23 protein-coding genes are annotated in these 26,344 nt (G+C 67.2%); 5 read left to right on the top strand and 18 right to left on the bottom strand.

Annotated elements, in window-relative coordinates:
• Positions 1–19 precede the first annotated feature (19 nt).
• The 7 genes from araG to LDO54_RS16490 form a co-directional block, all read right to left on the bottom strand.
• Complete coding sequence (gene araG / locus LDO54_RS16520) at positions 20–1,579, bottom strand: L-arabinose ABC transporter ATP-binding protein AraG (RefSeq protein ID WP_224011764.1); 1,560 nt, start codon at positions 1,577–1,579, stop codon at positions 20–22.
• 44 nt (positions 1,580–1,623) lie between these two features.
• On the bottom strand, positions 1,624–2,628 hold the full coding sequence (locus tag LDO54_RS16515; RefSeq protein ID WP_224011763.1) for an arabinose ABC transporter substrate-binding protein: 1,005 nt from the start codon (positions 2,626–2,628) through the stop codon (positions 1,624–1,626).
• A 74-nt stretch (positions 2,629–2,702) separates the two neighbouring features.
• Positions 2,703–3,632, bottom strand: a complete 930-nt coding sequence (locus LDO54_RS16510) for a Gfo/Idh/MocA family protein (protein WP_065064756.1) — start codon at positions 3,630–3,632, stop codon at positions 2,703–2,705.
• A gap of 110 nt (positions 3,633–3,742) precedes the next feature.
• Positions 3,743–4,672, bottom strand: coding sequence for a dihydrodipicolinate synthase family protein (locus LDO54_RS16505; protein ID WP_224011762.1), 930 nt, complete (start codon positions 4,670–4,672; stop codon positions 3,743–3,745).
• 72 nt (positions 4,673–4,744) lie between these two features.
• On the bottom strand, positions 4,745–6,118 hold the full coding sequence (locus LDO54_RS16500; protein WP_224011761.1) for an MFS transporter: 1,374 nt from the start codon (positions 6,116–6,118) through the stop codon (positions 4,745–4,747).
• Positions 6,119–6,164: 46 nt separating this feature from the next.
• Positions 6,165–7,745 carry an aldehyde dehydrogenase (NADP(+)) gene (locus LDO54_RS16495; RefSeq protein WP_224011760.1) on the bottom strand — a complete coding sequence of 527 codons (1,581 nt, stop codon included), beginning with the start codon at positions 7,743–7,745 and terminating at the stop codon, positions 6,165–6,167.
• Positions 7,746–7,777: 32 nt separating this feature from the next.
• Complete coding sequence (locus LDO54_RS16490; RefSeq protein WP_224011759.1) at positions 7,778–9,529, bottom strand: IlvD/Edd family dehydratase; 1,752 nt, start codon at positions 9,527–9,529, stop codon at positions 7,778–7,780.
• Between the two features lie 163 nt (positions 9,530–9,692).
• Between LDO54_RS16490 and LDO54_RS16485 the strand changes: the two genes are divergently transcribed.
• Positions 9,693–10,658 (top strand): LysR family transcriptional regulator, encoded by a 966-nt coding sequence (locus tag LDO54_RS16485; protein WP_224011758.1) that lies wholly within the window; start codon positions 9,693–9,695, stop codon positions 10,656–10,658.
• Between the two features lie 77 nt (positions 10,659–10,735).
• Positions 10,736–11,587 carry a class I SAM-dependent methyltransferase gene (locus LDO54_RS16480; RefSeq protein WP_224011757.1) on the top strand — a complete coding sequence of 284 codons (852 nt, stop codon included), beginning with the start codon at positions 10,736–10,738 and terminating at the stop codon, positions 11,585–11,587.
• A 57-nt stretch (positions 11,588–11,644) separates the two neighbouring features.
• On the opposite strand, the gene LDO54_RS16475 is transcribed toward LDO54_RS16480, so the two are convergent.
• Positions 11,645–12,004 carry a glyoxalase superfamily protein gene (locus LDO54_RS16475; RefSeq protein ID WP_224011756.1) on the bottom strand — a complete coding sequence of 120 codons (360 nt, stop codon included), beginning with the start codon at positions 12,002–12,004 and terminating at the stop codon, positions 11,645–11,647.
• A 170-nt stretch (positions 12,005–12,174) separates the two neighbouring features.
• Here LDO54_RS16475 and LDO54_RS16470 point away from each other — a divergent pair, with 170 nt between their 5' ends.
• Positions 12,175–13,377 (top strand): tyrosine-type recombinase/integrase, encoded by a 1,203-nt coding sequence (locus LDO54_RS16470; protein WP_224011755.1) that lies wholly within the window; start codon positions 12,175–12,177, stop codon positions 13,375–13,377.
• 35 nt (positions 13,378–13,412) lie between these two features.
• Here the strand turns inward: LDO54_RS16470 and LDO54_RS16465 are convergent, their stop codons facing one another.
• The 10 genes from LDO54_RS16465 to atzF form a co-directional block, all read right to left on the bottom strand.
• Positions 13,413–14,144 (bottom strand): GntR family transcriptional regulator, encoded by a 732-nt coding sequence (locus tag LDO54_RS16465; protein WP_224011891.1) that lies wholly within the window; start codon positions 14,142–14,144, stop codon positions 13,413–13,415.
• An 84-nt stretch (positions 14,145–14,228) separates the two neighbouring features.
• Positions 14,229–14,654 carry an oxalurate catabolism protein HpxZ gene (gene hpxZ, locus LDO54_RS16460; protein ID WP_224011754.1) on the bottom strand — a complete coding sequence of 142 codons (426 nt, stop codon included), beginning with the start codon at positions 14,652–14,654 and terminating at the stop codon, positions 14,229–14,231.
• 35 nt (positions 14,655–14,689) lie between these two features.
• Positions 14,690–15,355, bottom strand: coding sequence for a cysteine hydrolase family protein (locus LDO54_RS16455; RefSeq protein WP_224011753.1), 666 nt, complete (start codon positions 15,353–15,355; stop codon positions 14,690–14,692).
• Between the two features lie 6 nt (positions 15,356–15,361).
• On the bottom strand, positions 15,362–16,360 hold the full coding sequence (locus tag LDO54_RS16450) for a formamidase (RefSeq protein WP_224011752.1): 999 nt from the start codon (positions 16,358–16,360) through the stop codon (positions 15,362–15,364).
• Positions 16,361–16,363: 3 nt separating this feature from the next.
• Positions 16,364–18,022 carry an ABC transporter ATP-binding protein gene (locus LDO54_RS16445; RefSeq protein ID WP_224011751.1) on the bottom strand — a complete coding sequence of 553 codons (1,659 nt, stop codon included), beginning with the start codon at positions 18,020–18,022 and terminating at the stop codon, positions 16,364–16,366.
• 2 nt (positions 18,023–18,024) lie between these two features.
• Positions 18,025–18,717 (bottom strand): biuret amidohydrolase, encoded by a 693-nt coding sequence (biuH, locus tag LDO54_RS16440; RefSeq protein WP_224011750.1) that lies wholly within the window; start codon positions 18,715–18,717, stop codon positions 18,025–18,027.
• Between the two features lie 47 nt (positions 18,718–18,764).
• Positions 18,765–19,691, bottom strand: a complete 927-nt coding sequence (locus LDO54_RS16435; protein WP_224011749.1) for an ABC transporter permease — start codon at positions 19,689–19,691, stop codon at positions 18,765–18,767.
• A complete protein-coding gene (locus LDO54_RS16430; protein ID WP_224011748.1) occupies positions 19,684–20,814 on the bottom strand; it encodes an ABC transporter permease in 1,131 nt (376 codons plus the stop codon). The genes LDO54_RS16435 and LDO54_RS16430 overlap by 8 nt, the downstream gene beginning before the upstream one ends.
• A gap of 67 nt (positions 20,815–20,881) precedes the next feature.
• Positions 20,882–21,979, bottom strand: a complete 1,098-nt coding sequence (locus LDO54_RS16425; protein ID WP_224011747.1) for a BMP family ABC transporter substrate-binding protein — start codon at positions 21,977–21,979, stop codon at positions 20,882–20,884.
• Positions 21,980–22,049: 70 nt separating this feature from the next.
• Complete coding sequence (gene atzF, locus LDO54_RS16420) at positions 22,050–23,891, bottom strand: allophanate hydrolase (RefSeq protein ID WP_224011746.1); 1,842 nt, start codon at positions 23,889–23,891, stop codon at positions 22,050–22,052.
• A gap of 423 nt (positions 23,892–24,314) precedes the next feature.
• On the opposite strand from atzF, the gene LDO54_RS16415 reads away from it, so the two are divergent.
• Together LDO54_RS16415 and LDO54_RS16410 are read left to right on the top strand one after the other, a co-directional pair.
• A complete protein-coding gene (locus LDO54_RS16415; RefSeq protein WP_224011745.1) occupies positions 24,315–25,139 on the top strand; it encodes a cysteine hydrolase in 825 nt (274 codons plus the stop codon).
• The gene (locus LDO54_RS16410; protein ID WP_224011744.1) at positions 25,136–26,311 is read left to right on the top strand and encodes an amidase; all 1,176 of its coding nucleotides are present in this window, start codon (positions 25,136–25,138) and stop codon (positions 26,309–26,311) included. The genes LDO54_RS16415 and LDO54_RS16410 overlap by 4 nt, the downstream gene beginning before the upstream one ends.
• Positions 26,312–26,344 lie beyond the last annotated feature (33 nt).

The following is a 26,344-nucleotide window of genomic DNA, read 5'->3' as shown; positions in this document are numbered from 1 at the left end:
AGGGGTATTCGCGAAACAATCAGCGCGGCAGCGCCAGCTTGATCAGTTCGTCCGGCGAGGCGTCGGCCTTCATGACGCTGCCCGCGATGCGCCCCTCGCGCATCACGATGATGCGGTCGGCCACGCCGATCACTTCGGCCAGGTCGCTCGACACCATGATCACGCTGCGTCCCGCTTCCGCGAGTTCGTACAGCAGGTTGTAGATCTCGGCGCGCGCGCCCACGTCGATGCCGCGCGTGGGTTCGTCCATCAGGAACACCTCGATGCGTTCGGCGAGCCAGCGCGACAGAATCACCTTCTGCTGGTTGCCGCCCGAGAGCGTGCCGATGGCGGTGTCGCCGTTGCGCGTCTTGATCGCGAGCTTCTTGATGTAGTCGTCGGTCAGCGCGCGTTCGCGCTTCGCGTCCAGCAGGAAACGCGCGGGACTGAAATGGCGGCGCGCGCTGATATTCAGGTTGTCGGCCACCGAGGCGATCGCCACGATGCCTTCCTGCTTGCGGTCCTCGGGACACAGCGCCATGCCCGCCCGCACCGCGTCGCGCGGGCTCGCGAAATTCACGCGCTTGCCGTCGAGTTCCACATGGCCCGCGGTGGGACGCTCGGCGCCGTAGAGCAGCTTCATCAGCTCGGAGCGCCCCGCACCCACCAGCCCGAAGAAGCCGACGATCTCGCCGCGCCGCGCCTGAAACGACACGGGCTCGGCGAGGCCCGGCCCCATCAGCCCTTTCGCTTCGATCAGCACCGGACCGGCTTCGCGCGAGCGATAGCCGTAGACGTCCTCGATCGAGCGGCCCACCATCGCCGCGATCAGGCGATTGCGATCGAGGTCGGCGACCGAATCGAAAGTCTCGATGCGCTTGCCGTCGCGGAACACGGTCACGCGGTCGCACAGCTCATAGACTTCGTCCATGCGGTGCGTGACGTAGATGATCGCGCGGCCGTCGGCGCGCAGCGCGTTGATGATGCGAAAGAGGTTTTCGGTTTCGCGCGCCGAGAGCGAACTCGTCGGCTCGTCGAAGGCGATCACGCGCGCGTCGCGCATCAACGCCTTGCCGATTTCGATCATCTGGCGCTGGCCGATGGAGAGATTCTTCACCGGCGTGCGCGGATCGATACGCTCGCCGAGACGCTGCAATTCCTCCATCGCGCGCTTGACGAGCGTCTGCTCGTCGAGCACGCCGAAGCGGTTGGGCAGTTGCCCGAGCATCAGGTTGTCGGCCACGGTCAGCTCGGGCACGAGATGCAATTCCTGATAGATGATCGCGATGCCTGCGTCGAGCGCCGCGCGCGTGGTCGTGAAGCGCTGCTCCACGCCGTTCAGGCACAACGTGCCTGCCTGCGGCTGGTTCACGCCCGAGAGCACCTTGAGCAGCGTGGACTTGCCCGCGCCGTTCTCGCCCATCAGGCCGTGCACCTCGCCCGCGCGCACGTCGAGCGCCACGCGGTCGAGCGCCTTCACGCCCGGAAAGCTCACGGTGATGCCGTCGAGCTCCAGATACGCGCGCTTCCCCTGTTGATTCCCCGCCTGGCGCGTACCGGCCGCGTTCGCGGCATCTGCATGTGTCATGGTTTCAGTCATTGCATCCCTGCCCTTGCCGTCGCCTCCGTATTGCTACGGATTCCTTAGATACCCAGTTCGCTGCGCACAGCCGTCCAGTTGTCGCGCGTCATCAGCTTGCCGGTGGTCTGCGTGTCGGCGGCCGGCTGCTTGCCGTTGCGGATCCAGTCGACGAGGTTCTGCGCGCTGTCCTTGCCGTGGTTCGTCGAGCTGACGGCGATCGTGCCGTAGAAGCCCGTGGGCGCCTTCTTCTGGAACTCGGCGAACGCTTCGCCCGCACCGTTGATGCCCACGCCGATCACGTCCGAAGCCGGCAGATGCAGCTGCTCGGTCGCACGCACGGCGCCCAGCACGCTTTCTTCGTTGAGCGCGAAGATCACCCACTTCTTGATGTTCGGATGCTGGGCCAGCACCGGCGAAGCCGCGTTGAAGCCGCCTTCGTCGTCGGTGGTCTTTTGCGGCGCGTCGAAGATGTTTTCCTTCTTGAAGCCGCCGGCGATCAGCGAGGCCGTGGCGCCGTCGGTGCGCAGCTTGGCGGTCGGCAGTTCGTAGTCGGTGATGCGCAGCGCGCCCACTTCTTCCGGCTTCCAGCCGCGCTTCTTCATTTCGTCGGCGATGGCGGTGCCGACCTGATTGCCGATCTTGAACGCCGACATGCCGAGGTGCGGCACGTTGCCGAGCGGCTTGCCCGACGAGTCGACCAGTTGATCGTCCACCGTCACGAACTTCATGTTGTAGCGCTTCGCGCGGGCCGCGATGGCCGGTCCGAGACGCACGTCGGGCGCGCAGATCACGAAGCCCTGCGCGCCTTGCGCACCGAGGTTGTCGATCGCGGCCAGCACCTTCTCGCCGTCCGGCGTGCCGATGTTGACGACCGAGAAGTTCTCTTTCTGGCCGAGCGCCGTGGCGGCCTTCTGCTCGTTGATGAACCACGCCTGCTCGGGCATCTTCACGAGGAAGCCGATCTTGGTGGGCGAGTCGGCGTGCGCCGCCATGTTCATGCCGAGCGGCGCGACGCACAGGGCCGCGAGCACGGCGCGAAGGGTGAAGCGGCGGATGTTGCTGGTCATGCTGATGTCTCCTCTGATAGCGCTATTGCGTGTGGTGAAGCGGTTTATGTGGCTATGTCGGGTGCGGCGATGTCTCAGTGGCCGAAGGCCTCGACTTCGATATGGCGGCCGAGCAGGAAAGCGTCGGCCACGAGGCGCAGCGGGCGCACGTCCACGTCGTCGGTGCCGTGCGCGATCAACCAGTGAAAACGTTCATAGAGCGCCGAATATTCCCGTTCGGCGCCCAGCTCGACCGGCTCGCCCGCAATCGCGAGGCGCTTGCCGCCTTCGGAGATCGAGAGCAGGCCCTCGGTGGTCTCCACGTCGATTTCCCATTGCTCGACCGGGCCGTGACGCCAGTCGAATTCGGCGCGCACCGGCACGCCGTCGGTGTCGATGCAGTCGAGTTCGGCGGCGATCGGCGTCGAGCAGTCGGACGGCACATGCAGCGACGCGCTGCGCAGCAGCACTTCGCGCGGCAGGATGCGCGTGACGATCGAGAGCGCGTTGATGCCCGGATCGAACACGCCGAGGCCGCCCGGTTCCCAGATCCATTGCTGGCCCGGATGCCAGCGGCGCACGTCTTCCTTCCAGCGCACATGCACGGCGCGGATCGTGCGCTCGGCCAGCCACGCGCGCGCCGGTTCGACGGCGCTCGCGCAGCGCGAATGCCACGTGGCGAACAACGTGCGCTTGTGCTGCTTCGCGAGTTCGCGCAGCGCTTCCACTTCGCTCACGCTCGCGCCCGGCGGCTTTTCGAGCATCACGTGCTTGCCCGCTTCGAGCGCGGCGCGCGCCTGCTCGTAGCGCACCTGCGGCGGCGCGCACAGCGACACGGCGTCGAGGTCGCGCTCGGCGGCCAGCAGCGCGCCGATATCGGCGTAATTGCGCACGCCGTCCACTTGCGCGTTGCGGCTCGCGGCGGCGACCAGCTCGAAGCCCGCGTTACCCGCGATGGCGGGCAGATGCTGATCGCGCGCGATCTTGCCCACGCCGACGATGCCCAGCTTGTACGACGCATTCATACCGATCTCCCAACCTTTGTGTATCTCGCGCGCTTATTTCGCGCGCTTATTTCGCGCATTTAATTCGCGCATTTAATTCGCGCATTTAATCCGGATCGCGAATCAACGCCTTACTTGCCCCAGCGCAGCACCAGCGGATCGAGGCGGCGCGCGATATCGACGAGTTCCTTGCGCGTCTCGGGATGCATCGCGGGCAGCGGATGGCGCGGCAGTTCGCAGTCGATCACGCCGCCTTCCTTCATCAGCGCCTTGCACGCGAGCAGGCCCGCCTGGCGGTTTTCGTGATTGATCAGCGGCAGCCACTTCTGGTAGAGCGAGAAGGCGTCGTCGAGACGGCCTTCGCGGTGCGCCACGATGATCGGGCGGATGCCGTCGGGGAAACCGCCGCCCGTCATCGCGCCGGTCGCGCCCGCATGCAGGTCGGCCAGCAGCGTGATGCCTTCCTCGCCGTCCCACGGACCTTCGATCGCATCGCCGCCGAGGCGGATCACTTCGCGCAGCTTGTTGGCCGCGCCCGGCGTTTCGATCTTGAAGTACGAGACCTGCTCGATCTCGCGCGCCATCCGTGCGAGGAACGGCGCGGACAGCACCGTGCCGCTCGCGGGCGCGTCCTGGATCATGATCGGAATGTCGATGGCGTCCGAGACGCGCGCGTAGAACTCGTAGATCTGCTGTTCGGGCACGCGGAAGGTCGCGCCGTGATACGGCGGCATCACCATCACCATCGCCGCGCCCAGCTCCTGCGCGCGCTTGCTGCGCGCCGCGCAGGCGATCGTGCCGTAGTGCGTGGTCGTGACGATCACGGGCACGCGGCCCGCCACGTGTTCGAGCACGGTGCGCGTGACCAGCTCGCGTTCTTCGTCGGTGACCGAGAACTGCTCGGAGAAGTTCGCCAGAATGCACAGGCCGTCCGAGCCCGCGTCGATCATGAAATCGACGGCGCGCTTCTGGCTCGCCAGATCCAGTTCGCCGGTTGCGGTGAAGGTGGTCGGCACGACGGGGAAAATGCCCGTGTAACGGGGCGTACGGCTCGTAGTCATGTTGTCTGTCCTGCTTCGAAAATTGCGGTGTGCGGCGCGCGCACGCTTGCTGTGTCTATCTGCCGGAGACGCTCAGGACTCGCTCGCGAGCGTGCCTTCGGCGCGCGGCTGCGGACGCAGCGCGGCGCGCACCACGAAGGCCATGAGCACCGCGAACAGCAGCGTCGCCGCGAGAAAATACAGACCGGCGGCGAGACTGCCCGTCGCGTCTTTAATGATGCCGATGCCATAGGGCCCGAGATAGCCGCCGAGATTCGCGAGCGAGTTGATCATCGCGATCCCCACGGCCGCGCTCGCGCCGGTCAGAAACTCGCCGGGCAGCGCCCACACCACGGCCTGGATCGAGTAGATCGAGAACGCGGTCAGGCAGATGAAAAACAGTTGCAGCGCGGGCGTGCGGAACCACGCGCTCGCGGCCATCGTCAGCGCGGCGAACGCCGAGACCACGACGATGTGGCCGTAACGCTCGCGGTGCTTGTCCGAATGACGCGGCACGATCAACAGGCCCGCGACCGCGAACAGATACGGCACCGCCGACAGCAGGCCCGCCGTCGAATCGGTCACGCCGAACGCCTTGATGATGGTCGGCAGCCACAGCGACAAACCGTAGATGCTCAGCGGAAACGGCAGGAACAGCAGCGCGAGCAGCAGCACGCGGCGATCCTTCAGCGCGGCGAACGGATTGCGGTGCGGATCGAGCGAATAGCTGCGGCGGTCGGCGGCCAGCGCGCGTTCGATCCACTGGCGTTCGTGGTCGTCGAGCCAGCGCGCGTGCGCGGGCGTTTCGGGCAGCAGACGCAACGTCGGGATGCACAGCAGCACGGCGGGCAGGCCGCTCACGACGAACAGCGTCTGCCAGTTCGACAGGCCGAAAAAGCCGTGCGTTTCGAGCAGCACGCCCGCAAGCGGACCGGTGACGATGCCCGCGATCGGCTGCGCGAGCACCAGGAGGCCGATCACGCGCGCGCGATGGCGCATCGGGAACCAGTGCGTGAGGAAATACAGAATGCCGGGATAGAGCCCGGCTTCGGCGGCGCCGAGCAGGAAACGCAGCGCATAGAAACTCTTCGGACCGCTGACGAAAGCCATCGCCATCGTAATCGCGCCCCACGTGAAGAGAATGCGCGCGAACCACACGCGCGCGCCGAAGCGCGACAGCGCGAGATTGCTCGGCACTTCGCAGAGGAAGTAGCCGACGAAGAACAGGCCCGCGCCCATGCCGTAGGCGGCATCGCTCAGGCCGATCGCCGCGTTCATGTGCAGCTTGGCGAAACCCACCACGGTGCGGTCGACATACGCGACCACGTAGATGAGCGCGAGAAAGGGCACGAGGCGGCGCGCGATATGGGCGACGATGTGCTTTTCTTCCTCGCTCGCGCCACTCGCGTGCGCTCCGGTGTTACGCGACCCGGTCTTGCTGGCTTTCAGCGCCTGCGAATTCGTCATCCTGTCTCCTTGATTCTTTTTTGCGGCGGTGCGCTTCTGGCGCGTGTCAGGCGCGTTCGGGCTTGCCCGCGAAACGCCGCTTCACCTGCAGCGGATTCGCGTCGCGCAACGCGTCGGGCAGCCAGCCATCGGCGAGATTCTGGTAGCAGACCGGGCGCAGGAAACGCTCGATCGCCGCCGTGCCCACCGAGGTGCTGCGGCCATCCGAGGTCGACGGGAACGGGCCGCCGTGGACCATCGCATCGCAGACCTCGACGCCGGTCGGGAAGCCGTTCGCCAGCAGACGGCCCGCCTTGCGCTCGATGAGCGGCAGGAGTGCGCGCACGAGATCGCCGTCGGCGGCGTCCGCGTGCAGCGTGATCGTCAACTGGCCTTCGATATGGCGCAGCACGGCGCGCAGTTCGGCTTCGTCCGCGCATTCGACCAGCACGCTGCTCGGGCCGAAGACTTCTTCGCCGAGCGAGGCGTCCGCCAGCAGATCGCTCGCGCTCACGCGCAGCAACGCTGCCTGCGCACGGCCGGGCGCCGCCGCGCCGCGTGCGAGCGTCGTGACCTTCGGATGCTCGACCAGACGGCCGATACCGTGCTCGTAGGCGCGCAGGATGCCCGGCGTGAGCATCACGCCCGCCGCCGCCGCGCTGAATTCGCGCGCGGCGTTCGTAGCGAAGGCCTCGAAGTCCGCGCCCGCGAGGCCGAGCATCAGGCCGGGGTTGGTGCAGAACTGGCCGCAGCCGAGCGTCGTCGATGCCGCGTAGTCGCGCGCCAGCGTCTCGCCGCGCGCGGCGAGCGCGCCCGGCAGCAGCAGATTCGGATTCACGCTGCTCATTTCGGCGTAGACGGGAATCGGCTCGCTACGCGCGGCCGCCAGCTTCACGAGCGCAAGACCGCCCGCGCGCGAGCCGGTGAAACCGACCGCGCGAATCGCCGGATGCTGCACGAGCGCGCTGCCGACTTCATGGCCCGCGTCGAACAGCAGCGAGAACACGCCTTCGGGCAGGCCCGCCGCCGCGACCGCTTGCTGGATCGCGCGGCCGACGAGTTCCGAGGTGCCCGGATGCGCCGGATGCGCCTTCACGACCACGGGACAGCCCGCCGCCAGCGCCGACGCCGTATCGCCGCCCGCCACCGAAAACGCCAGCGGGAAGTTGCTCGCGCCGAACACCGCGACCGGGCCCACGCCGATGCGCCAGAAACGCAGATCGGTACGCGGCGGCTGACGTTCGGGCAGCGCCGGTTCGATGCGCACGTCGAGCGCGTCGCCGCTGCGCACGAGCGTGGCGAACATGCGCAATTGATTCGCGGTGCGCGCGCGTTCGCCTTCGAGGCGAGCGCGCGGCAGGCCGCTTTCGGCCATCGCGCGTTCGATCAGCGGCTCGCCGAGCGCTTCGATGCGCGCCGCGCAATCGTCGAGGAATTGCGCGCGTTGTTCAGCGGGCAGCGTGCGGTAGGTGTCGAACGCGGCGTCCGCGAGATCGCAGGCTCGTTCGACATCGGCTTGCAGCGCACCGTGGAAAACCGGTTGCGCGATGGGCGTGTTGCTCGCGGCGTCGATCGCCTGGAACGCCGCGCCTTCGCCGCGCTTCGCGAGCGCGCCGATCAGCAGGTCGCCGGTGAGAGTCGTCGTCATGATGGCAGTCCTTGCGTATGCGTCAGTGCGCGTCAGTGCGAGTGGCGCGGCACGGCCGAACCGCGCTTGCCCACGAGGAAGTCGAGGTCGCAGCCTTCGTCGGCTTGCAGCACGTGATCGACATAGAGGCGCGCATAGCCGCCCTTGCCCAGCTGCTCGGCGACGCCCGGCGCGGCGGCCGGATCGACGTCGCTCAGGCGGCGTTGCAGTTCCTCGTCGCTGATATCCAGATGCAGACGGCCGTTCTCGCAGTCCAGCTCGATCCAGTCGCCGTTGCGCACCGCCGCGAGCGGGCCGCCCGCCGCCGCTTCCGGCGCGACGTGCAGCACCACCGTGCCGTAAGCCGTGCCGCTCATGCGCGCGTCCGAGATGCGCACCATGTCCTTCACGCCCTGGCGCAGCAGCTTGGGCGGCAGGCCCATGTTGCCGACTTCCGCCATGCCCGGATAACCCTTCGGGCCGCAGTTCTTCATGACGAGGATCGAGTCCTTGTCCACATCGAGCGATTCGTCGGCGATGGTCGCCTTGTAGTGATCGAAGTTCTCGAACACCACGGCGCGGCCGCGATGCTTGAGCAGTTCGGGCGTCGCCGCCGACGGCTTCAGCACCGCGCCGCGCGGCGCGAGATTGCCGCGCAGGATGCAGATGCCGCCGTCCGCGATCAGGGGACTGTCGATCTGGCGGATCACTTCGTCGTTGTAGTTCGGCGCTTCGCGCACGTTGTCCCAGATGGACTTGCCGTTCACGGTGAGCGCGTTCGGGTGCGGCAGAAGGTTCGCTTCGCCCAGACGGCGCAGCACCGCCGGCAGACCGCCCGCGTAGTAGAACTCTTCCATCAGGAAGCGGCCCGACGGTTGCAGGTCGACGATGGTCGGCGTATCACGGCCGACGCGCTGCCAGTCTTCCAGTTCGAGCGGCACGCCGATGCGGCCCGCGATCGCCTTCAGGTGGATCACCGCGTTGGTCGAGCCGCCGATCGCCGCGTTGGTGCGGATCGCGTTTTCGAACGCTTCGCGCGTCAGCACCTTCGAGAGCTTCAGGTCTTCGAGCGCCATCTGCACGATGCGGATGCCCGACATGTGCGCGAGCACGTAGCGGCGCGCGTCCACAGCCGGAATCGCGGCGTTGTGCGGCAGCGAGACGCCGAGCGACTCGGCCATGCAGGCCATCGTCGAGGCCGTGCCCATGGTGTTGCAGGTGCCCGCCGAGCGCGACATGCCCGCTTCGGCCGAAAGGAAATGATGCAGGTCGATCTCGCCCGCCTTGAGCGATTCGTGCAGACGCCAGACAGCCGTGCCCGAACCGATGTCCTTGCCTTCGAGCTTGCCGTTGAGCATCGGGCCGCCGGTCACGACGATGGCGGGCACGTCCACGCTCGCCGCGCCCATCAGCAGCGCGGGCGTGGTCTTGTCGCAGCCGCACAGCAGCACGACGGCGTCGATCGGATTGCCGCGAATCGCTTCCTCGACGTCCATCGAAGCGAGATTGCGCGTGAGCATCGCCGAGGGACGCAGGTTCGATTCGCCGTTCGAGAACACCGGGAACTCGACCGGGAAGCCGCCCGCCTCATAGATGCCGCGCTTGACGTGTTCCGCGAGCTTGCGGAAGTGCGCGTTGCAGGGCGTGAGTTCCGACCAGGTATTGCAGATGCCGATGATCGGACGGCCATCGAATTCGTGATCGGGAATACCCTGGTTTTTCATCCAGCTTCGATACATGAAGCCGTTTTTATCCGTGGTGCCGAACCACTCTTGGGAGCGAAGTTTGGGTTTCGTTGCCGACATTCTCAGGTTCTGTAGGGCCAAATGTTCGACATAGTCTAAGGAGATCTCTGATAACCTTCTAATGAAATATTTGCCTTTTCCGATATCGTTTTCGGCATTGGTATAAACACTTAAAACTATTTGGGAAATCGGCCCCCCACAGGCCGTAAAGAGGCGGAACACCATGCTGGAGACAAGCCCCTGGTACGTGCGCACGCGCCTGAAGACCCGCCAGTTGCTGCTGGTGGTGGCGCTCGCGGAGGAAGGCAATATTCATCGCGCGGCGGCGGCGCTGAACATGACGCAGCCGGCGGCATCGAAACTGCTGCGCGAACTGGAGGACATGCTCGGCGCGCTGCTGTTCGAGCGCATGCCGCGCGGCATGAAGCCCACGCTGTACGGCGACGCGCTGATCCGCCACGCGCGCGCCGTGCTCGGCAGTCTCGATCAGGCGCAGGAGGAATTGACGGCGCTGAAGGCCGGGCGGCTCGGCCATGTGGCGGTCGGCGCGATCACCTCGCCGGGCGTGAGCGTGCTGCCCGCCGCCGTGGCGGCGGTCAAGCGCACGCACGCGAACATGCGCATCTCGGTGGAGATCGACGCGTCCAACGTGCTGCTCGAACATCTCGCGCAAGACCGGCTCGATATCGTGCTCGGCCGCCTTTCCGCCGAACACGACAAGCTCGCGCTGCGCTACGAGGCGCTCACGGGCGAGCCGGTCTGCGCGGTCGTGCGGCCGGGGCATCCGTTGCTGGAGACGGCCGAAACCACGCCGCTCGCGCTCGCCGATGTCGCGCGCGCCACCTGGGTCGTGCCGCCGCTCGCGAGCGTGCTGCGCCATCGCTTCGAACTGATGTTCCAGCGCGCGAGCCTCGCGCCGCCGTCGAACGTGGTGGAGACGCCCGCGCTGCTGTTCATCACGCGCGTGCTGGAGCAGAGCGACATGATCGCCGTGCTCACCGGGGACGTCGCGCGCTACTACGCGGCGCACGGCATGGTCGCGATCCTGCCGCTGCCGATGGATTGCCAGATGGACGACTTCGGCATCATCACGCGCGCCGATAAGCTGCTGTCGCCCGCCGCCGAAGTCATGATCGAGGCCTTGCGCGCGGTGAGCGCGGAGATTTACGGGCCGCGCGACGGGGCCTAGATGCACGCGCCGCGCGAGCGCGCAGCGGGCTCGCTACACTGGCGCTGACACGAAGGAGACGCACCAAGGAGACGCCCATGCCCCACACCGCCGCACCCGACAGCAGCGCCGTGCGCGTCGCGCTCTGGCGCGCGCTGCACGTGCAGGTCGACGCCGCGCCGCACGTGCTCGAAGACGAACTCGGCATGCAGCTGGCCGCGCCCGACGTTCACTGGCGCAAGCGGGGCGACATGGACCCCGACGGCACGCGCGGCTATCGTGCGTCGATCGTCGGGCGCGCGCGCTTCATCGAAGATCTCGTGACCGCTCAGGCCAGCGCGGGCGTGACGCAGTACGTCATCCTCGGCGCGGGACTCGACACCTTCGCGCAGCGCCGGCCCGAGATCGCTTCGTGGCTGCATCTGTACGAAGTCGATCAGCCCGGCACGCAGGCGTGGAAGCGCGCGCGGCTCGTCGAACTCGGCTTTCGCGAGCAGGACTGGCTGCGCTTCGTGCCGGTCGATTTCGAGGCGGGCGAATCGTGGTGGACGCAGCTCGTGCAAGCGGGTTTCGATGCAAAGCGGCCCGCCGTGATCGCGTCGACGGGCGTCTCGATGTATCTCACACGCGAGGCGAATTTCGCCACGCTGCGCCAGATCGCGCAACTCGCGCCCGGCTCCACGCTGGCGATGACCTTCACGCTGCCGCTCGATCTCATCGACGAACCCGAGCGCTCGCAGCACGCGGCTGTGTACGAACGGGCGCGCGCGGCAGGCACGCCGTTCGTCAGCTTCTTCCGCCCCGACGAGATGCTCGCGCTCGCGCGCGAAGCGGGGTTTTCCGAGGTGAGCCATGTGGGCACCGCCGATCTCGTCGAGCAGTATTTCGCGGGTCGCAGCGACGGCTTGAAACCGGCAAAAGGCGAGTCGTTTCTGGTGGCGCGGGTTTAAAGCGCGAAAAACATCCGCATCGACACCATCGACACCATCGACACCATCGACACTTCGTCAGCTCAACTCGCAAAACCGCAGAATATTGCCGAACGGATCGTGAATCTGCATCTGGCGGCCCCAGTCCAGGGTCTCCACGCCGGGCCGCGCATAGCCGTACGGTTTCGCGGCCAGCTCGCGATGAAACGCCTCGATATCCTCCACGGGCAGAAAGAGCGCCGTGCCCGGCGTGCCATCGCCGTGATGCTCGCTCAGATGCAGCACGAGCGCGTCGCGGTGCAGTTGCACGTAGAGCGGCAGATCGGGCTCGAAGCGATGTTCCCAGTCGGGTTTGAAGCCCAGATAACCGCAATAGAACGCGTAGGCTTTCTCGACGGAAAACATGCGCAGGATGGGAATGGGAGCGTGGAGTTTCATCGCGGTCGGCGGCGGTTGATGAACGGGCATTGAACGGGCATTGACCGGCCAGCCATGGCCGATCCGGCGGACACGATTATCGCGTGATGCGCATGATCGTGCGCGATCCGCGTTATAGTCGGCGATCGCCGCCGCATCATGCGCGCCTCACCGTATTGCCTCGCTTGTCCATGCACACCGCTCTCCTCGCCCCGCGTCCGCTCGACGCGCTCGAACTGCCCGCCGATCTCGACGGCCGCGACGGCCTGAACCGCGCGGGCGGCCGCATGCAGATCGCGGCGGCCAACGATCTCGACGCGATCCGCGCCTGGCTCGCGCGCGTCGCCGACTCGAAGGCGACCTTCGAGACCTATCGCAAGGAAGCCGAGCGTCTGCTGCTCTGGGCCATCGTGCAGCTCGGCAAGCCGCTTTCGTCGCTCACGCACGAGGATCTGCTCGCCTATCAGCGCTTTCTCGCCGATCCGCAACCGGCGGCGCGCTGGTGCGCGGGCGGCGGCCGCAAGCACGCGCGCGACGATCCGCGCTGGCGTCCGTTCTACGGCCCGCTGTCCGCCGCGAGCCAGCGCCAGGCGATGGTGATCCTCAACGCGCTGTTTTCGTGGCTCGTCAGCGCCGGGTATCTCGCGGGCAATCCGCTTTCGCTGTCGCGCCAGCGCGCGCGCCGCGCACAGCCGCGCATCACGCGCTATCTCGAACGCAGTCTCTGGGACGAAGTGAAAGCGTCCGTCGACGCCCTGCCGCGCGAGAGCGCGCGCGAACGCGAACGCCACAGCCGCGCGCGCTGGCTGCTCACGCTGCTCTATCTCGGCGGCCTGCGCATTTCCGAAGTGGGCATCAACACGATGGGCGATTTCTTCGCGCGCCGCGACGCCTCGGGCGAGGAGCGCTGGTGGCTCGACGTGCTCGGCAAGGGCGAGCGCCGCCGTCTCGTACCCGCGACCGCCGAGCTGATGGCCGAACTCGCGCGCTATCGCGAGCAGCGCGGCCTGAGCGCCTTACCCGCGCCGAACGAAGCGACGCCGCTCGTGCTGCCCATCGGCCAGTCGACGAAGCCGCTCACGCGCGCGGCGCTGCACACCATCGTCAAGGGGATTTTCGCGGGCGCGGCGCAGCGTCTGCGCGACGCGGCGCAACAGCAAACCGACGCCGCGCGCGCGGCCAGCGGCATGGCGCGCGCGGCGCTGCTGGAGAGCGCGTCGGCGCACTGGCTGCGCCACAGCGCGGGCTCGCACATGGCCGATGGCGACGTCGATCTGCGCATGGTGCGCGACAACCTCGGCCACGCGTCGATCAGCACGACGAGCCTCTATCTGCATAGCGACGACGACCGCCGCCATCGCGAAACCGAAGCGAAACACCGCATCGACTGGTGACGCCGTCCGGTCTGTGCGCAGACCCCTCGCGTCATTCAACTCACGAACGGCAGCTTGCTATGGCGCGCCTGCGCAAGCATCGAAACCGTGATCTTGCGCACCTCCAGCTTGCTCTGCGTGACGTGCGCGCGCAGCAGAATGCCCGCTTCGGCGGCCTTGCCGCGCTCGATCAGCGTGAGCATGGTCGCGTGCTCGTCGTAGGTCGCATCGGTGCGATGCGGCTTCAGGAAATCGAGGCGCCGCACGATGCGGATGCGCTCGGTCACTTCGTTGTGAACGCGCAGCATCTCCGCGTTGCCGGTCGCTTCGACGAGGCCGCGATGAAAGCCCTCGTCGAGCCGGAACATCCGCGCCGGATCGCTCTCGCGCGCGTCGGGCGCGACGCACCAGAGCGCCTTGAGCGCTTCGATGGCGGGATGCGGCGGCCGCGCGCTCGCCACGCGTTCGATCGCGGCGAGTTCCAGCACGATACGCAGATCGTAGAGTTGATCGAGCCGCTCGAAGTCGATATCGCAGACTTTCCAGCCGCGCCGGAAACCCACTTCCAGATAGCCTTCGCGCAGCAAACGAAACAGCGCATCGCGCATCGGCGTGCGCGAGACGCCGTAATGCTGCGCGATATCGGTTTCCGAAAAGCGATCGCCGGGAAACAGCCGGAAATCGAAAATATCGTGCTTGAGCCGCTGATAGACCTGCTCCGCCAGGGGATTCGCGCCATAGACCACTTTTTCCGCGCTCGCAGTCGCGTCGTCCTTCGCGTCCTTCACGTCCTTCGCGTCAGGGTGCAGTGCTTCGGCTTGCCGTTTCGGTTCGATGACCACTCTCCTGCCCGTTCCTCGTCGCTTTGCGGGTCACGCGCGCGCTTCGTAAGCCGCGATCACATCGGGCGCGTCGATCAGACTCACATGCGCCGCCACGATGATCCAGCCACCGTACACCGCATCCGCCGAACCGAGCCGCGCCCAGGTCTGCATCTGGCGGCCGACGAGCGGCGTCGCATCGCTGGTGAATTCGGTGCTCACCGTCGCGTAGTCGTGGCCGAACGTCGTCACCACCGTGCGATGCCGCCTGCGCGACTTCGGCACCGGCGCGCACGCTTCGCGCCACGCGCGAATCGCCTCGCCGCCGTGCTGGATTTCGGCGATGCCGTAGCGCACCGTCTCGGGCGCGTCCCAGAACAGCACGTTCATGGCGGCGACATCATTGTCGATCAGCGCGCGTTCGTAGGCTTCGAACGCGGCCGTCACTTCGGCGACGATGGCCGGATCGTTGATCATCGCTTTATCTCTCGTGCTTTCGCTTGTTTTCATCATCACGCGTCGGCCTCCAGCAATTGCGCGAGGCTCGCGGTCCACCCGACGATGCCGCCTTGCGAGCGGACCATCGCGAGCGTCGCCTCCTTGAACGCGGGAATATAGCTCGCGGTGGCGTCCTCGATCAGCAGGCAGTCGTAACCGCGATCGTTCGCCTCGCGCATCGACGTCTGCACGCAGACTTCCGTCGTCACGCCCGCGAACACCAGATGCGTGATGCCGCGCTGCGCCAGTTCCTCGCCGAGCCGCGTCGCGTAGAACGCGCCCTTGCCCGGCTTGTCGATCACGAGTTCGCCGCCGATGGGCGCAAGCGCGTCGATGATCGCGTTGCCCGGCTCGCCGCGCACGAGAATGCGGCCCATCGGGCCAACGTCGCCGATGCGCGCGCTCGGCAGCCCGCGCAGCCGCTTGGCGGGCGGACAATCGGAGAGATCCGCCGCGTGCGATTCGCGCGTATGCACGACGAACCAGCCCTGTTCGCGCGCGTGATCCAGCAGACGCGCGACGTCCGGCACGATGCCGCCCAGCAGCGAAACGTCGTTGCCGAGCGCCGCGCCGAAGCCGCCCGGCTCGATGAAATCGCGCTGCATGTCGATCACCACGAGCGCCGTCTTCGAGGCCTCGAAACCAAACGGCGATGGCCGTGCGGAAGCAAGAATCGGCATGGTCGATCAACCCTCGTAAGTGCGTTCGGGCGGCGCGAAACCGCAGGACGTGCCGTCGCTCACGCGCACCTCGCTTTCCCACGGCAGACGATATTCGCCGCGCACCATGTCCTGCATGAAGGTGTACGGGCAATCCTGCGCGCCGCCCTTCACGGCCACATAGCCGCGATGGCCGAGCTGATAGATATTGTTCTCGACTCCCCAATGCACGCGCGCCTCGCGCACCAGATCGGGCCGCATTTCGCAGGTGATGATTTCATCGGGGCGATGGCTGCCGTCCACCATGACGGTGCCGTCGAAATCGCAGAACATGCCTTCGCCCATCGAATCGAACGTGCCGTCGCTGCCGCACAAACAGACGCTCGCGGTCTGCGCGAGATTCTGAAACGCATTCGACTGATTGGTGATGCGCCACGCGTGCCGGATCGGCGCCGTGTAGCCCGCCGTGCGCACGATCACTTCCGCGCCCTTGTACGCGGCTTCGCGCGCCATCTCCGGGAACATGCCGTCGTGACAGATGATGAGCCCCAGCTTGACGCCGCGCGGCCCCACGCACACCGGCACGCCGAGATTGCCCGGCTCCCACGGCTCGACCGGCACCCACGGATGCAGCTTGCGATAGTAAAGCTGGATCTCGCCGCGATCGTCGATGATCAGGCCGCTGTTATAGGGATTGCCGCGCGGATTGCGCTCCATGATCGAGAAGCAGCCCCAGATGCGATGCTCGACGCACGCGGCCTTCAAGGCCGCCACTTCGGGACCGTCGAGCGTGCACATGATCGCGTCGTCGGTGCGCATCGACAGACCATGCAGCGCGTATTCGGGAAACACCACGAGATCCATCGAGGCGTTATTGCGCCGTGCCTTGCCGACCAGCTCGACGATGCGCTGCGTTTGCGCCGCGAGTTGCGCGGGCGTTTCGACATCGGGATTGCGCAGTTGCACGAGGCCGATCACCACGCCCGCGGGCGAGCGGTTCAATCCGCCGAGTCCACTCGAACTCATTGCTCAGGCTCCATGTAAGGCAGCGGACGGAACCGCCGCTTCGGTTTGACGATCGTCGCCGTGGCCCGCCATGTGGCGGCCGAGCACCACGCGGTCAGCGTTTTCCACGGCGGTTTCGAACACGAGCCGCCCTTGCGCGATCACCGCGATGCGGTCGGCCAGTTCCAGCAGTTCGTCGAGATCCTCGCTCACCAGCAGCACGGCCGCGCCCGCGTCGCGCGCCGCGAGAATGCGCGCGTGGATATCGGCCACCGACGCGAAGTCGAGCCCGAACACCGGATTCGCGACGATCAGCACGTCGACCGGCTGACCCAGCTCGCGCGCGAGCACGGCGCGCTGCACGTTGCCGCCCGAAAGCGTGCCGATGGCGCGCTCCGGCACCGGCGGCCGCACGTTGAATTCGGCGATGCGCTGCTTCGCGCGTTCGCGCAGCGCGCGCCGGTTCAGACGCCAGCCGCCCGAGCGCAACGGCGCGCGGTCGAAATCGCGCAGCGCGAGGTTTTCGGCGACGCTCAGATTCGCCACGCACGCATTGCGCAACGGTTCTTCAGGCAGCGCGAACACCGACAAGCGCGTCATCGCTTCGCGCGTCGCGCAATACGGCTCGCCTTTCACGCGCATCGCGCCCGATTGCGCGCGGCGCTGGCCGACCAGCGCCTCGACGAGTTCTTTCTGGCCGTTGCCCGAGACGCCCGCGAGCCCGAGGATTTCCCCGGCGCGCACGGCCAGCGAGGCCTCGCGCACGGCCGCCTGGCCGCGGTCGTCGAGCACGGTCAGCTTCGAGAGTTCGAGCGATACCGGCGCATGGGCGGCGAGCGGCTTGCGCGCGGGCCGCGCGGTATCGATGCCCGCCGTCGCGCGCGCTTCGGCGTGGGCGGCGGCATTGACGTCGGCGTCGGCGTCGGTGCCCATCATCCACGCGGCGAGGCGGTCGCGGTCGGTGTCGCGCACCGCGCAACTGCCGACGAGGCGCCCTTTGCGCAACACCGTCACATCGTCCGCATACGCCATCACCTCGCGGAATTTATGCGTGATCATCAGCACGGTCAGCTCGTTGCGCGTCGCGAGATCGCGCATCAGGCCGAGCACTTCGTCGGCTTCCTGCGGCGTGAGCACGGAAGTCGGCTCGTCGAGAATCAGCAGACGCTGCCGCAGATACAACTGCTTGAGAATTTCGAGCTTCTGCTTCTCGCCCGCCGCGAGCCCGGACACGGGCGCGTCGAGCGCGAGCCGGAACGGCATCTCCCGCATAAACGCATCGAGCACTTTTCGTTCGGCATCCCAATCGATTTTCCAGGGCATGCGGCCGCGTGCGAGCACGAGATTTTCCTCGACCGACAAGCCCGACGCCAGCGTGAAATGCTGATAGACCATGCCGATGCCGAGCGCCTGCGCATCGCGCGGCGAAGCGATACGCGCCTCGCGCCCATCGGCGACGATCTGGCCGCTGTCGAGCAGGCCATAACCGACGAGCCCTTTAACGAGCGTGCTCTTGCCCGCGCCGTTTTCGCCGAGCAGCGCGTGCACCGTGCCCGCGCGCACCTTGAGCGTGACGTCGTCGAGCGCGCGGAACGCGCCGAAGCGCTTGCTCGCGCCGAGCACTTCGACGCCGAGCGCGCCGCTTTTCGGCGGCAACGGTTTCATGCTGGCGAGCGTCGACATGATCAGCGTCCGAGCGTCGCGAGCAGCGCGTGCGAATCGGACACCGTGCCGAACACGCCGCCCTGCATCAGCACCATGTTCAGCGCCGCGTCGTGATTGCCCTGATCGGTCGCGCCGCAGCAGTCGGCGAGGATCGTGCATTCGAAACCGCGATCGTTCGCCTCGCGCATCGTCGTGTGCACGCACACGTCGGTCGTGATGCCGGTCAGCACGAGATTGGCGATGCCGCGCGTGCGCAGCACGAGTTCGAGATCGGTCGCGCAGAACGAGCCCTTGCCCGGCTTGTCGATCACGATCTCGCCCGGCAGCGGCGCGAGTTCGTCGATGATTTCCCAACCCGGTTCGCCGCGCACGAGGATCTTGCCGCACGGACCGTCGTCGCCAATACCGATGCCGTTCGTGCCCGCCTGGCGGCTGCGCCAGCGCTTGTTCGCGGGCAGATCCGAAAGATCGGGCCGATGGCCTTCGCGCGTGTGGATGATCGTGAAGCCAAGCGCGCGCATCGCCGCGAGCACGCGTTTGATCGGCTCGATCGGCGCGCGCGTGAGCGAGAGGTCGTAGCCCATCTTGTCGACATAGCCGCCGAATCCGCAGAAGTCGGTCTGCATGTCGATGATGACGAGCGCGGTGTTATCGGCGCGCAACGCGCCGTCGTAGGGCCACGGATACGGACGGGCTTCGATGAAACGGGTCATGTCGGTCTCCGGTGAGACGGGATTAGTCGATGGCGTAGTGGGAGGCATCAGCGCGTGAGGCTCAATTCCCCAGGCGCGCCGGCAAGCGTGCGGTCCGGGCGGCAGTTGACGATCATGATCGCGAGCGTCAGCACATAAGGCGCGGCGTTGAAGAGGTAATAGCCGCTCGTCACGCCGATCGCTTGCAGCGCGGGTCCGAGCGCGCCCGCCGCGCCGAACAGCAGCGCGGCCCACAGACAGCGCAGCGGCTGCCAGCGCGCGAAGATCACCAGCGCGACCGCCATCAGCCCCTGCCCGCTGGAGAGCCCTTCGTTCCAGCTGCCCGGATAGACGAGCGACAGATACGCACCGCCCACGCCCGCGAAGAAGCCGCCGACCGCCGTCGCGGCAATGCGCACGCGCGTGACCGGATAGCCCATTGCCCGCGCGCTCTCGGCGTTGTCGCCGACGAGCCGCAGCGTCATGCCCCAGCGCGTCGAGCGCAAACCCCATTGCAGAACGAACGCCATCGCCACGCCGATCAGAAACAGCGGGTTCACGTGCAGCGCGTTATGCAATTGCGGCGACGCGCTCCACGCGCCGAAATCGAACGAGCGCAGCATGGGCGCTTGCGGCTCGATGAAAGGCTTGCCGAGATAGAACGCGAGACCGGTGCCGAACAGCATCAGCGCGATGCCGAAGGCGATATCCGAGACGCGCGGCAGCGAGCAGATCAAGCCATGCAGACAGCCGAGCAGCAGCCCCGCGCAACCGGCCAGCAACACGCCGAGCCACGGCGAGCCGCTCAGATACGCGCCCGCATAGCCGCTCATCGCGCCCGTCACGAGAATGCCTTCGAGCCCGAGATTCACGCGCCCGCCCTTCTCGGTCAGGCATTCGCCGAGACTCACGAACAGATAGGGCGTGCTCACGCGCACGGCGCCCGCGATCAGCGAAAGCAGCAGCACAGCAATCGGCGAATGCAGATCAGACATGGCTTTGCTCCAGCGAAGCCGCCGCTTCGGATGGCGCGGCGGTCTGCAATTTCACGCGCCACGCGGCGAGCCGTCCGCCGAGCGCCTCCCACGCGAGCAGGTTGGCGAACAGCAGGCCCTGAAGCACGAGCGTGGTCGCGTCGGGCAGATCGAGACGGCGTTGCAGCAGACTGCCGCTCGCCTCGATGCCGCCGATCATCAGCGCGCACACGATGATCGCGAGCGGATTCTGGCGCGCGGCGAACGCCACGAGAATGCCCGCGTAGCCGTAGCCCGCGAGCAGCGACGCGTTCGCGCTGCCCTGCACCGCCGCGACTTCGAACATGCCCGCGAGACCCGCCGCCGCGCCGCCCAGCACGCAGGCGGTCAGCGCGAGCGAATTCACCGGCAGGCCGACGAGACGCGCGGCGCGCGCGTTGCCGCCGGTCACGCGCATCGCGAAGCCTTTCGTGCTGTGGCGCACGAAAACCCACGCGGCCACGCACGCCAGCGCGCCCCAGAACAGGCCCCAATGCACCTCGAGCCCCGGCAGCGAGCCGATGGAGAACGCATCGGGCAGCGGCGGCGTCGACGGCTTGTTCAGGCTCGCGGGATCGCGCAGCGGTCCTTCGACGAGAAACTTGAACACCGCGATCGCGATATACGACATCAGCAGCGAACTGATCGTCTCGTTGACGCCGCGCCACTGCCGCAACGCCCCGACCGCGCCGATCCACGCGCCGCCGACGATCATGCCGGCCAGCGCCATGACGGGCGTCGCGACGAACCACGGCGTGCCGTGCGGCAGCAGTGACGGCACGACCGCCGCCGCGAGCCCGCCGAGCGCGAGCGCGCCTTCGCCGCCGATCACGATCAGGCCGACCTGCGCGGGCAGCGCCACGCACAGCGCGGTGAGCATCAGCGGCGCGGCGCGCAGCAGCGTGCTCTGCCACGCGAACGACGAACCGAACGCGCCTTGCGCGATCAGCGCGATCGCCTCGCCCGCCGGTTGGCCTTCGATCAGCAAGAACAGCGAGAACAGCAGCAGCGTGCCGACGATGGCCGCGAGCGTCGGCAGTGCGGGCAGCAAGCCGATCAGCGCGCGGGCGCCGGCCGACGTCACCGAGGGAGCGGGAGCGCGCATGATCTCTCCTTGCGAGGTTGAGCGGTTTCGGACGTCACAGCGCAGTCGCGCGGAACAGAGTCATCGTTCAGATCTGCCCGACCACGCCCGCGACGAGGTAATTCATGCTTTCGAGCGTGATATCGGTCTGCGCGTAGTTCGTGCCCGCCGCGATGGCCGTGCCGCCCTTGTTGTCCTTGAGCGGACCCTTGAAGATCGCGAACTGGCCCGCCATCATTTGCGCCTTGATGGTGTCGGCATTCTTCTTCGCGTCGGGCGTGACCTTCGCGCCATACGGCGACATCTTCACGAAGCCTTCCTTGAGACCGCCGCGCAGGATGTTCGGCTGCGGCTTGCCCGCCTGCGCGTCGGCGACGAGCGTCTGGTACGGCGTCGCCCAATCCCATTCGGCGCCCGTGAGATAGCCCTTCGGCGCGAGCGCGGCCTGGCTCGCGTGATAACCGCAGCTCATCGCGCCGCGCTTTTCCGCCGTTTCGATCACGACCTTCGGACCGTCGACGTGACAGGTCAGCACGTCGCAACCCTGATCGACGAGACTGTTGGTCGCCTCGGCTTCCTTCACCGGCATCGACCAGTCGCCCGTGAAAATCACATGCGTCGTGATCGACGGATCGACCGACTGCGCGCCGAGCGTGAACGCATTGATGTTGCGCAGCACCTGCGGAATCGGCTTGGCCGCGACGAAACCGAGCTTCTTCGTCTTGCTCATATGGCCCGCGACCACGCCGTTCAAATACTGGCATTCGTCGATATAGCCGAAGTAGCTCGCGATATTGGGCGGATTGCCCTGCTTCCACAGGCCGCCGCAATGCGCGAAGCGGATCTTCGGATATTTGGCCGCCATCTTCAGCACGTGCGGATCGAAGTAACCGAACGAGGTCGCGAAGATCAGCGTCGCGCCGTCCTGCTCGATCATGGCTTCCATCGACTTCTGCACCGCGACGGTTTCCGGCACGTTCTCCTCCTCGACCACCTTCACGTTCGGCAGCTTCTTGATGACCGCCGCCGCTTGCGCCTGCGCCTGGTTGTAGCCGTAGTCGCCTTTCGAGCCCACGTAGATCACGCCGACCGTCAGCTTTTCGGCGGCGAACACGCTTTCGAAAGGCAGCAGGCTGCCGAGCGCGAGCGCGCCGGCCTGTTTGATGAAGTCGCGACGTTGCGTCATGATTTGGATTCCTGATGGTTGTCGGTCACTGCGTTCGGTGTTCGCTGCGGTGTTCGTTCTGCGTTTCGGTTCAGCGCTTCGGCGCGCGGTGCGCCAGATACGCGCGCCAGCCGCCGTAAGCGGTGATATCGGCTGCGCCCGCTTCGGCGGCCAGCGCCGACGGCTCGCAGACGAAGCCCTTCACGGTGCGCCCATCGGCGATATCGAGCGAGCCGATCGCAAGCGGCGCGGGCACGGCCGCCACGAACGCGCCGAAGCTGCGCAACGGCACATCCCACAGTTCAATGGCGATCGCGTCGCCTTCCGCGCCCGCGCTCTGCCGCACGAGTCCCGGCTTCGGCGGCGTGGTGCCCGCGAGCGCGTAAAGGCGGTAATGCGGCGCCGTCGTGGTCGCTTCGATAAAGCGCGCGCCCGCCTGCAACAGTTGCCAGTTCAGCGGCTCGCCGCGCAGATGCGCGCCCACCACGGCGAGCGTGACGCTCGGTTCCTGGATCGGCAGCGGACTCGCGGCGATCGCCTCGGCATCGCGTGCTGCGGTGGTTTCAGCCGCTTCGCGAAACAGCGCCTGAATGCGCGCGCCGAGCACCGCGAGTTGCTGATCCGCGCCCGACGGCCCGATCAGCGTGACGCCGGCGGGCAAGCCATCGGTGCGGGGCACGCCCGGCACGGCGAGCGCGCACCAGTCCAGCAGATTGACGAAGTTCGTATACACGCCGAGACGGCTGTTAACCTCGACCGGATTCGCCTGCACCTCGGCGATGGTCGGATGCGTCGGCGCGGTCGGAACGATCAGGATATCGAACTGTTCGAACAGCGCATCCGCCTCGCGCTTCAGACGCGCGAGCGTGTACTGGCCGTCGAATGCCGTAGCCGCGTCGAAGCGCTGGGCCTGACCGATCACCTTCGCCACGGTCGGGTCGATTTCCGCGCGATGCGTATCGAAGAACTCACCGAGCGCCGCGCGCCGCTCCGCCACCCACGGGCCGTCGTAGAGCAGCGCCGCGACCTGTTGCAGCGGCGCGAACGCGAAGCGCGCGGGCGTGAGCACCAGATGCGTGGCGATGCCGTCGAGCGTCGCGGCGAAGGCCTGCTGCGCGTGCTCGTCGTTGAAGAACGTGAGCGTGTCGGGCACGCCGATACGCAAAGGTCCATGCGCCAGGCCGCGCGAAACGAGCGGCTTCGAATAGCCGTCGCACGCATCGAAGGCCGCGAGGCGGTCGAGCACCGTCCACGCATCGGCGACATCGTGCGCGAACACCGAGAGCGTATCGAGCGTGCGGCAGGCGGGCACGACGCCGCGTTTGCTGACGAGTCCGAGCGACGGCTTGAGCCCGACGATCCCGTTGCAGCCCGCAGGCACGCGCCCCGAGCCCGCCGTATCGGTGCCCAGCGAAAACGCGACGATGCCCGCCGCCACCGCGACCGCCGAGCCGGAACTCGACCCGCCCGAAATGTAATCGTCGTGATCGACCTGACGCACCGCGCCATAGGGCGAGCGCGTGCCGACGAGGCCGGTCGCGAACTGATCGAGATTCGTCTTGCCGATCAGGATCGCGCCCGCGTCGAGCAGACGCGCGACCGCGAACGCCGTTTCGCCGGGCGTGTAGGCGAACGCCGCGCAGCCGGCCGTGGTCGGCAAGCCCGCGACATCGACGTTGTCCTTGACGGCGAACGGCACGCCGAACAGCGGCATGCGCGCGAACAGCGCCGGGCCTTCGTCGTCGAGCTGCTGTTCGAGTTGGGCCGCGCGCGTCACGAGATCGGCGTCGGCGACACGCAGAATCCACGCTTCGGGACGATGCGTGGCCGCGAGGCGGCGCAGCACGGTGTCGATCGTTTCGCGTGGCGAAGTCTCGCCACGTCGATAGGCGTCGAGCAATGCGCGGACTTTCAACGGTTGGGAGCGTGGCATGCGTTCAATCTTGAATACAAGATGGCACGCAACACGCAGCATCCATGCCAGATGACGATGCACGCGCTGCGAAAGCTTGCCTGGCGTGCTTGTCCGGCAATCATGCACATGCCGTGCACGCAGCACGCGGCGCGGTTCGCGCGCCATCGTGGTCCATGGTGGTCCATTTAGCGTCGCGTGAAGGTGCAACGATTCACGTTGCCTGTGCACGCACCCCGCCGTCGCAACTTCGTGCAGCGCGCCCCGCTTCGGGGCATACGCGCGCCACGCCGGATCGCCGCGCGCACAACTTCATCGCCTGATTTCGCTTGTCGCCTCGCTGCGGCAAGCGCTGGCGCCCGCGCTCCGCACTGGCACCGATCTTGCATGTTTCAGTAAGTATCTTATTCATGAACGAACGCTACTCGCGGAGAGCCCCAGCCGATGTCCGAAGCCAACCTTCTTAACGACGCGCCCGCCGCCGCCAACCGTCTCGGCCGCGCCGATGCCTATCACTGGCTCGCGAGCCCGGCGCTCGTCGACATGTCGGCGCGCGGTCCCGAACCGCGTCTCGCGACGCTCGCCTGCGAGCCGCAGCACGTGCGTCTCGACCTGAGCCGCACGGCCATCGTGGTGATCGACATGCAGAACGACTTCTGCACCGAAGGCGGCTGGGTTTCGCAGATCGGCGGCGACTACAGCGCCGACCGCGCGCCCATCGCGCCGCTGCAAACGCTGCTGCCCGCGCTGCGCGCACAAGGCGTGCCGGTGATCTGGGTGAACTGGGGCAACCGCCCGGACCTCGCCAACATGCCGCCGAATCAACTGCATCTCTACAAGCCGACGGGACGCGGCACCGGTCTCGGCGAGCCGCTCGCGAGCAATGGCTCGCACGTGCTTGAAAAGGACTCGTGGGCCGCCGCCGTGGTGGACGAACTGAAGCCGCTGCCGCAAGACATCTGCGTGGATAAATATCGCATCAGCGGCTTCTGGGACACGCCGCTCGACAGCATCCTGCGCAATCTCGGCGTGCGCACGCTACTGTTCGCGGGCGTGAATACGGATCAATGCGTGCTGCACTCGCTCACCGACGCCAACTTTCTCGGCTACGGCTGCGTGCTCGTCGAGGATTGCTGCGCGACGTCCTCGCCCGCGTTCTGCACCGAAGCGACGATCTGGAACGTGAAGAAATGCTTCGGCTTCGTCACCGACTCGAAGCGTATTGTCGAAGCGGTCGAAGCGATCGAAGCGGTGGAGCAGCCCGCGTGAACGCCTTCGTGCCCGGCGACGCCACCCGCGTCGCGCCGCTCGCGCGCGGCCCGCTCGACGGTCTGCGCTTCGCGGTCAAGGATCTGATCGACGTGGCGGGCGTGCGCACGGGCGGCGGCAATCCCGACTGGCTCGCGGCGCAAGCGCCCGCACGCGAGCATGCGTCCTGCGTCGCGGCCTTGTTGCGCGCGGGCGCGGCGCTCGAAGGCAAAACGATCACCGATGAACTCGCCTATAGCCTCGAAGGCGCGAATCATCATTACGGCACGCCGCTGAATCCGCGCTGGCCGCATGCGCTGCCGGGCGGATCGTCGAGCGGGTCGGCTTCGGCGGTCGCGGCGGGCACGGTGGACTTCGCGCTCGGCACCGATACGGGCGGCTCGGTGCGCGTACCCGCTGCGTTCTGCGGGCTCTACGGCATGCGGCCGACCCACGGCGTCATCGGGCTCGACGGCGTGGTGCCGTTCGCGCCGAGCCTCGACACGGTGGGCTGGCTCGCGCGCTCCGCCGATCTTTTGACGAGCGTCGGCGACGTGCTCTTACCCGCCGATCGCGCGACGTCATCGCTCCAGCTGCTGCGCGTGGACGAAGCGTTCGCGCGCCGCGCGCGACACGAACCCAACGATGCCGCACCCCTCGACGCACTCGCTCAGTCGCTCGGCGCGCACGACACCGTCCCGATCTTCGATCTCATTGCGGCCGCGGATTGGCTCGCGTGCTATCAGGCCGTGCAGGAAGCCGATATCGACGACGCGCTCGGTGCGTGGCTACGCGCGGCGAAACCGCGCTTCGGTCCGTCGATCGCGCCGCGCTTCGCGCACATCGACGCCTACGACCGCACACGCACGCCGCATTGGCGCGCGCTGCGCGCGACGCTCGCCGCGCAACTCGACGCGCGGCTGCAAGACTGCGTGCTCGTCATGCCGACCACACCGCGCGCGCTGCTCGCGAAGGACGCCGACGGCGACACGCTCGCGCGCTTCTACGAAGACGCGCTCACGCTCAACGCCGTGGCCTCGCTCGGCGGCCTGCCGCAAATCACGCTGCCGTTCGCCGACGAATGCGACCGGCCGCTCGCGCTCTCGCTGATCGGCGCACGCGGCACCGACCGCGCACTGCTGCGGCTCGCGCAAACGCTGTCCGCACGTCACGGCGAGACCGCGAAACTATAACGGAGTCCAAAATTTTGAATGCTTCAAACGCCC

It is taken from the genome of Paraburkholderia tropica (genome assembly GCF_914484835.1).
GTDB classification, from domain to species: Bacteria; Pseudomonadota; Gammaproteobacteria; order Burkholderiales; family Burkholderiaceae; genus Paraburkholderia; species Paraburkholderia tropica_A.
The sequence above is the reverse complement of the archived record's forward strand: the minus strand, read 5'-3'. Positions and strand labels throughout refer to the sequence as shown.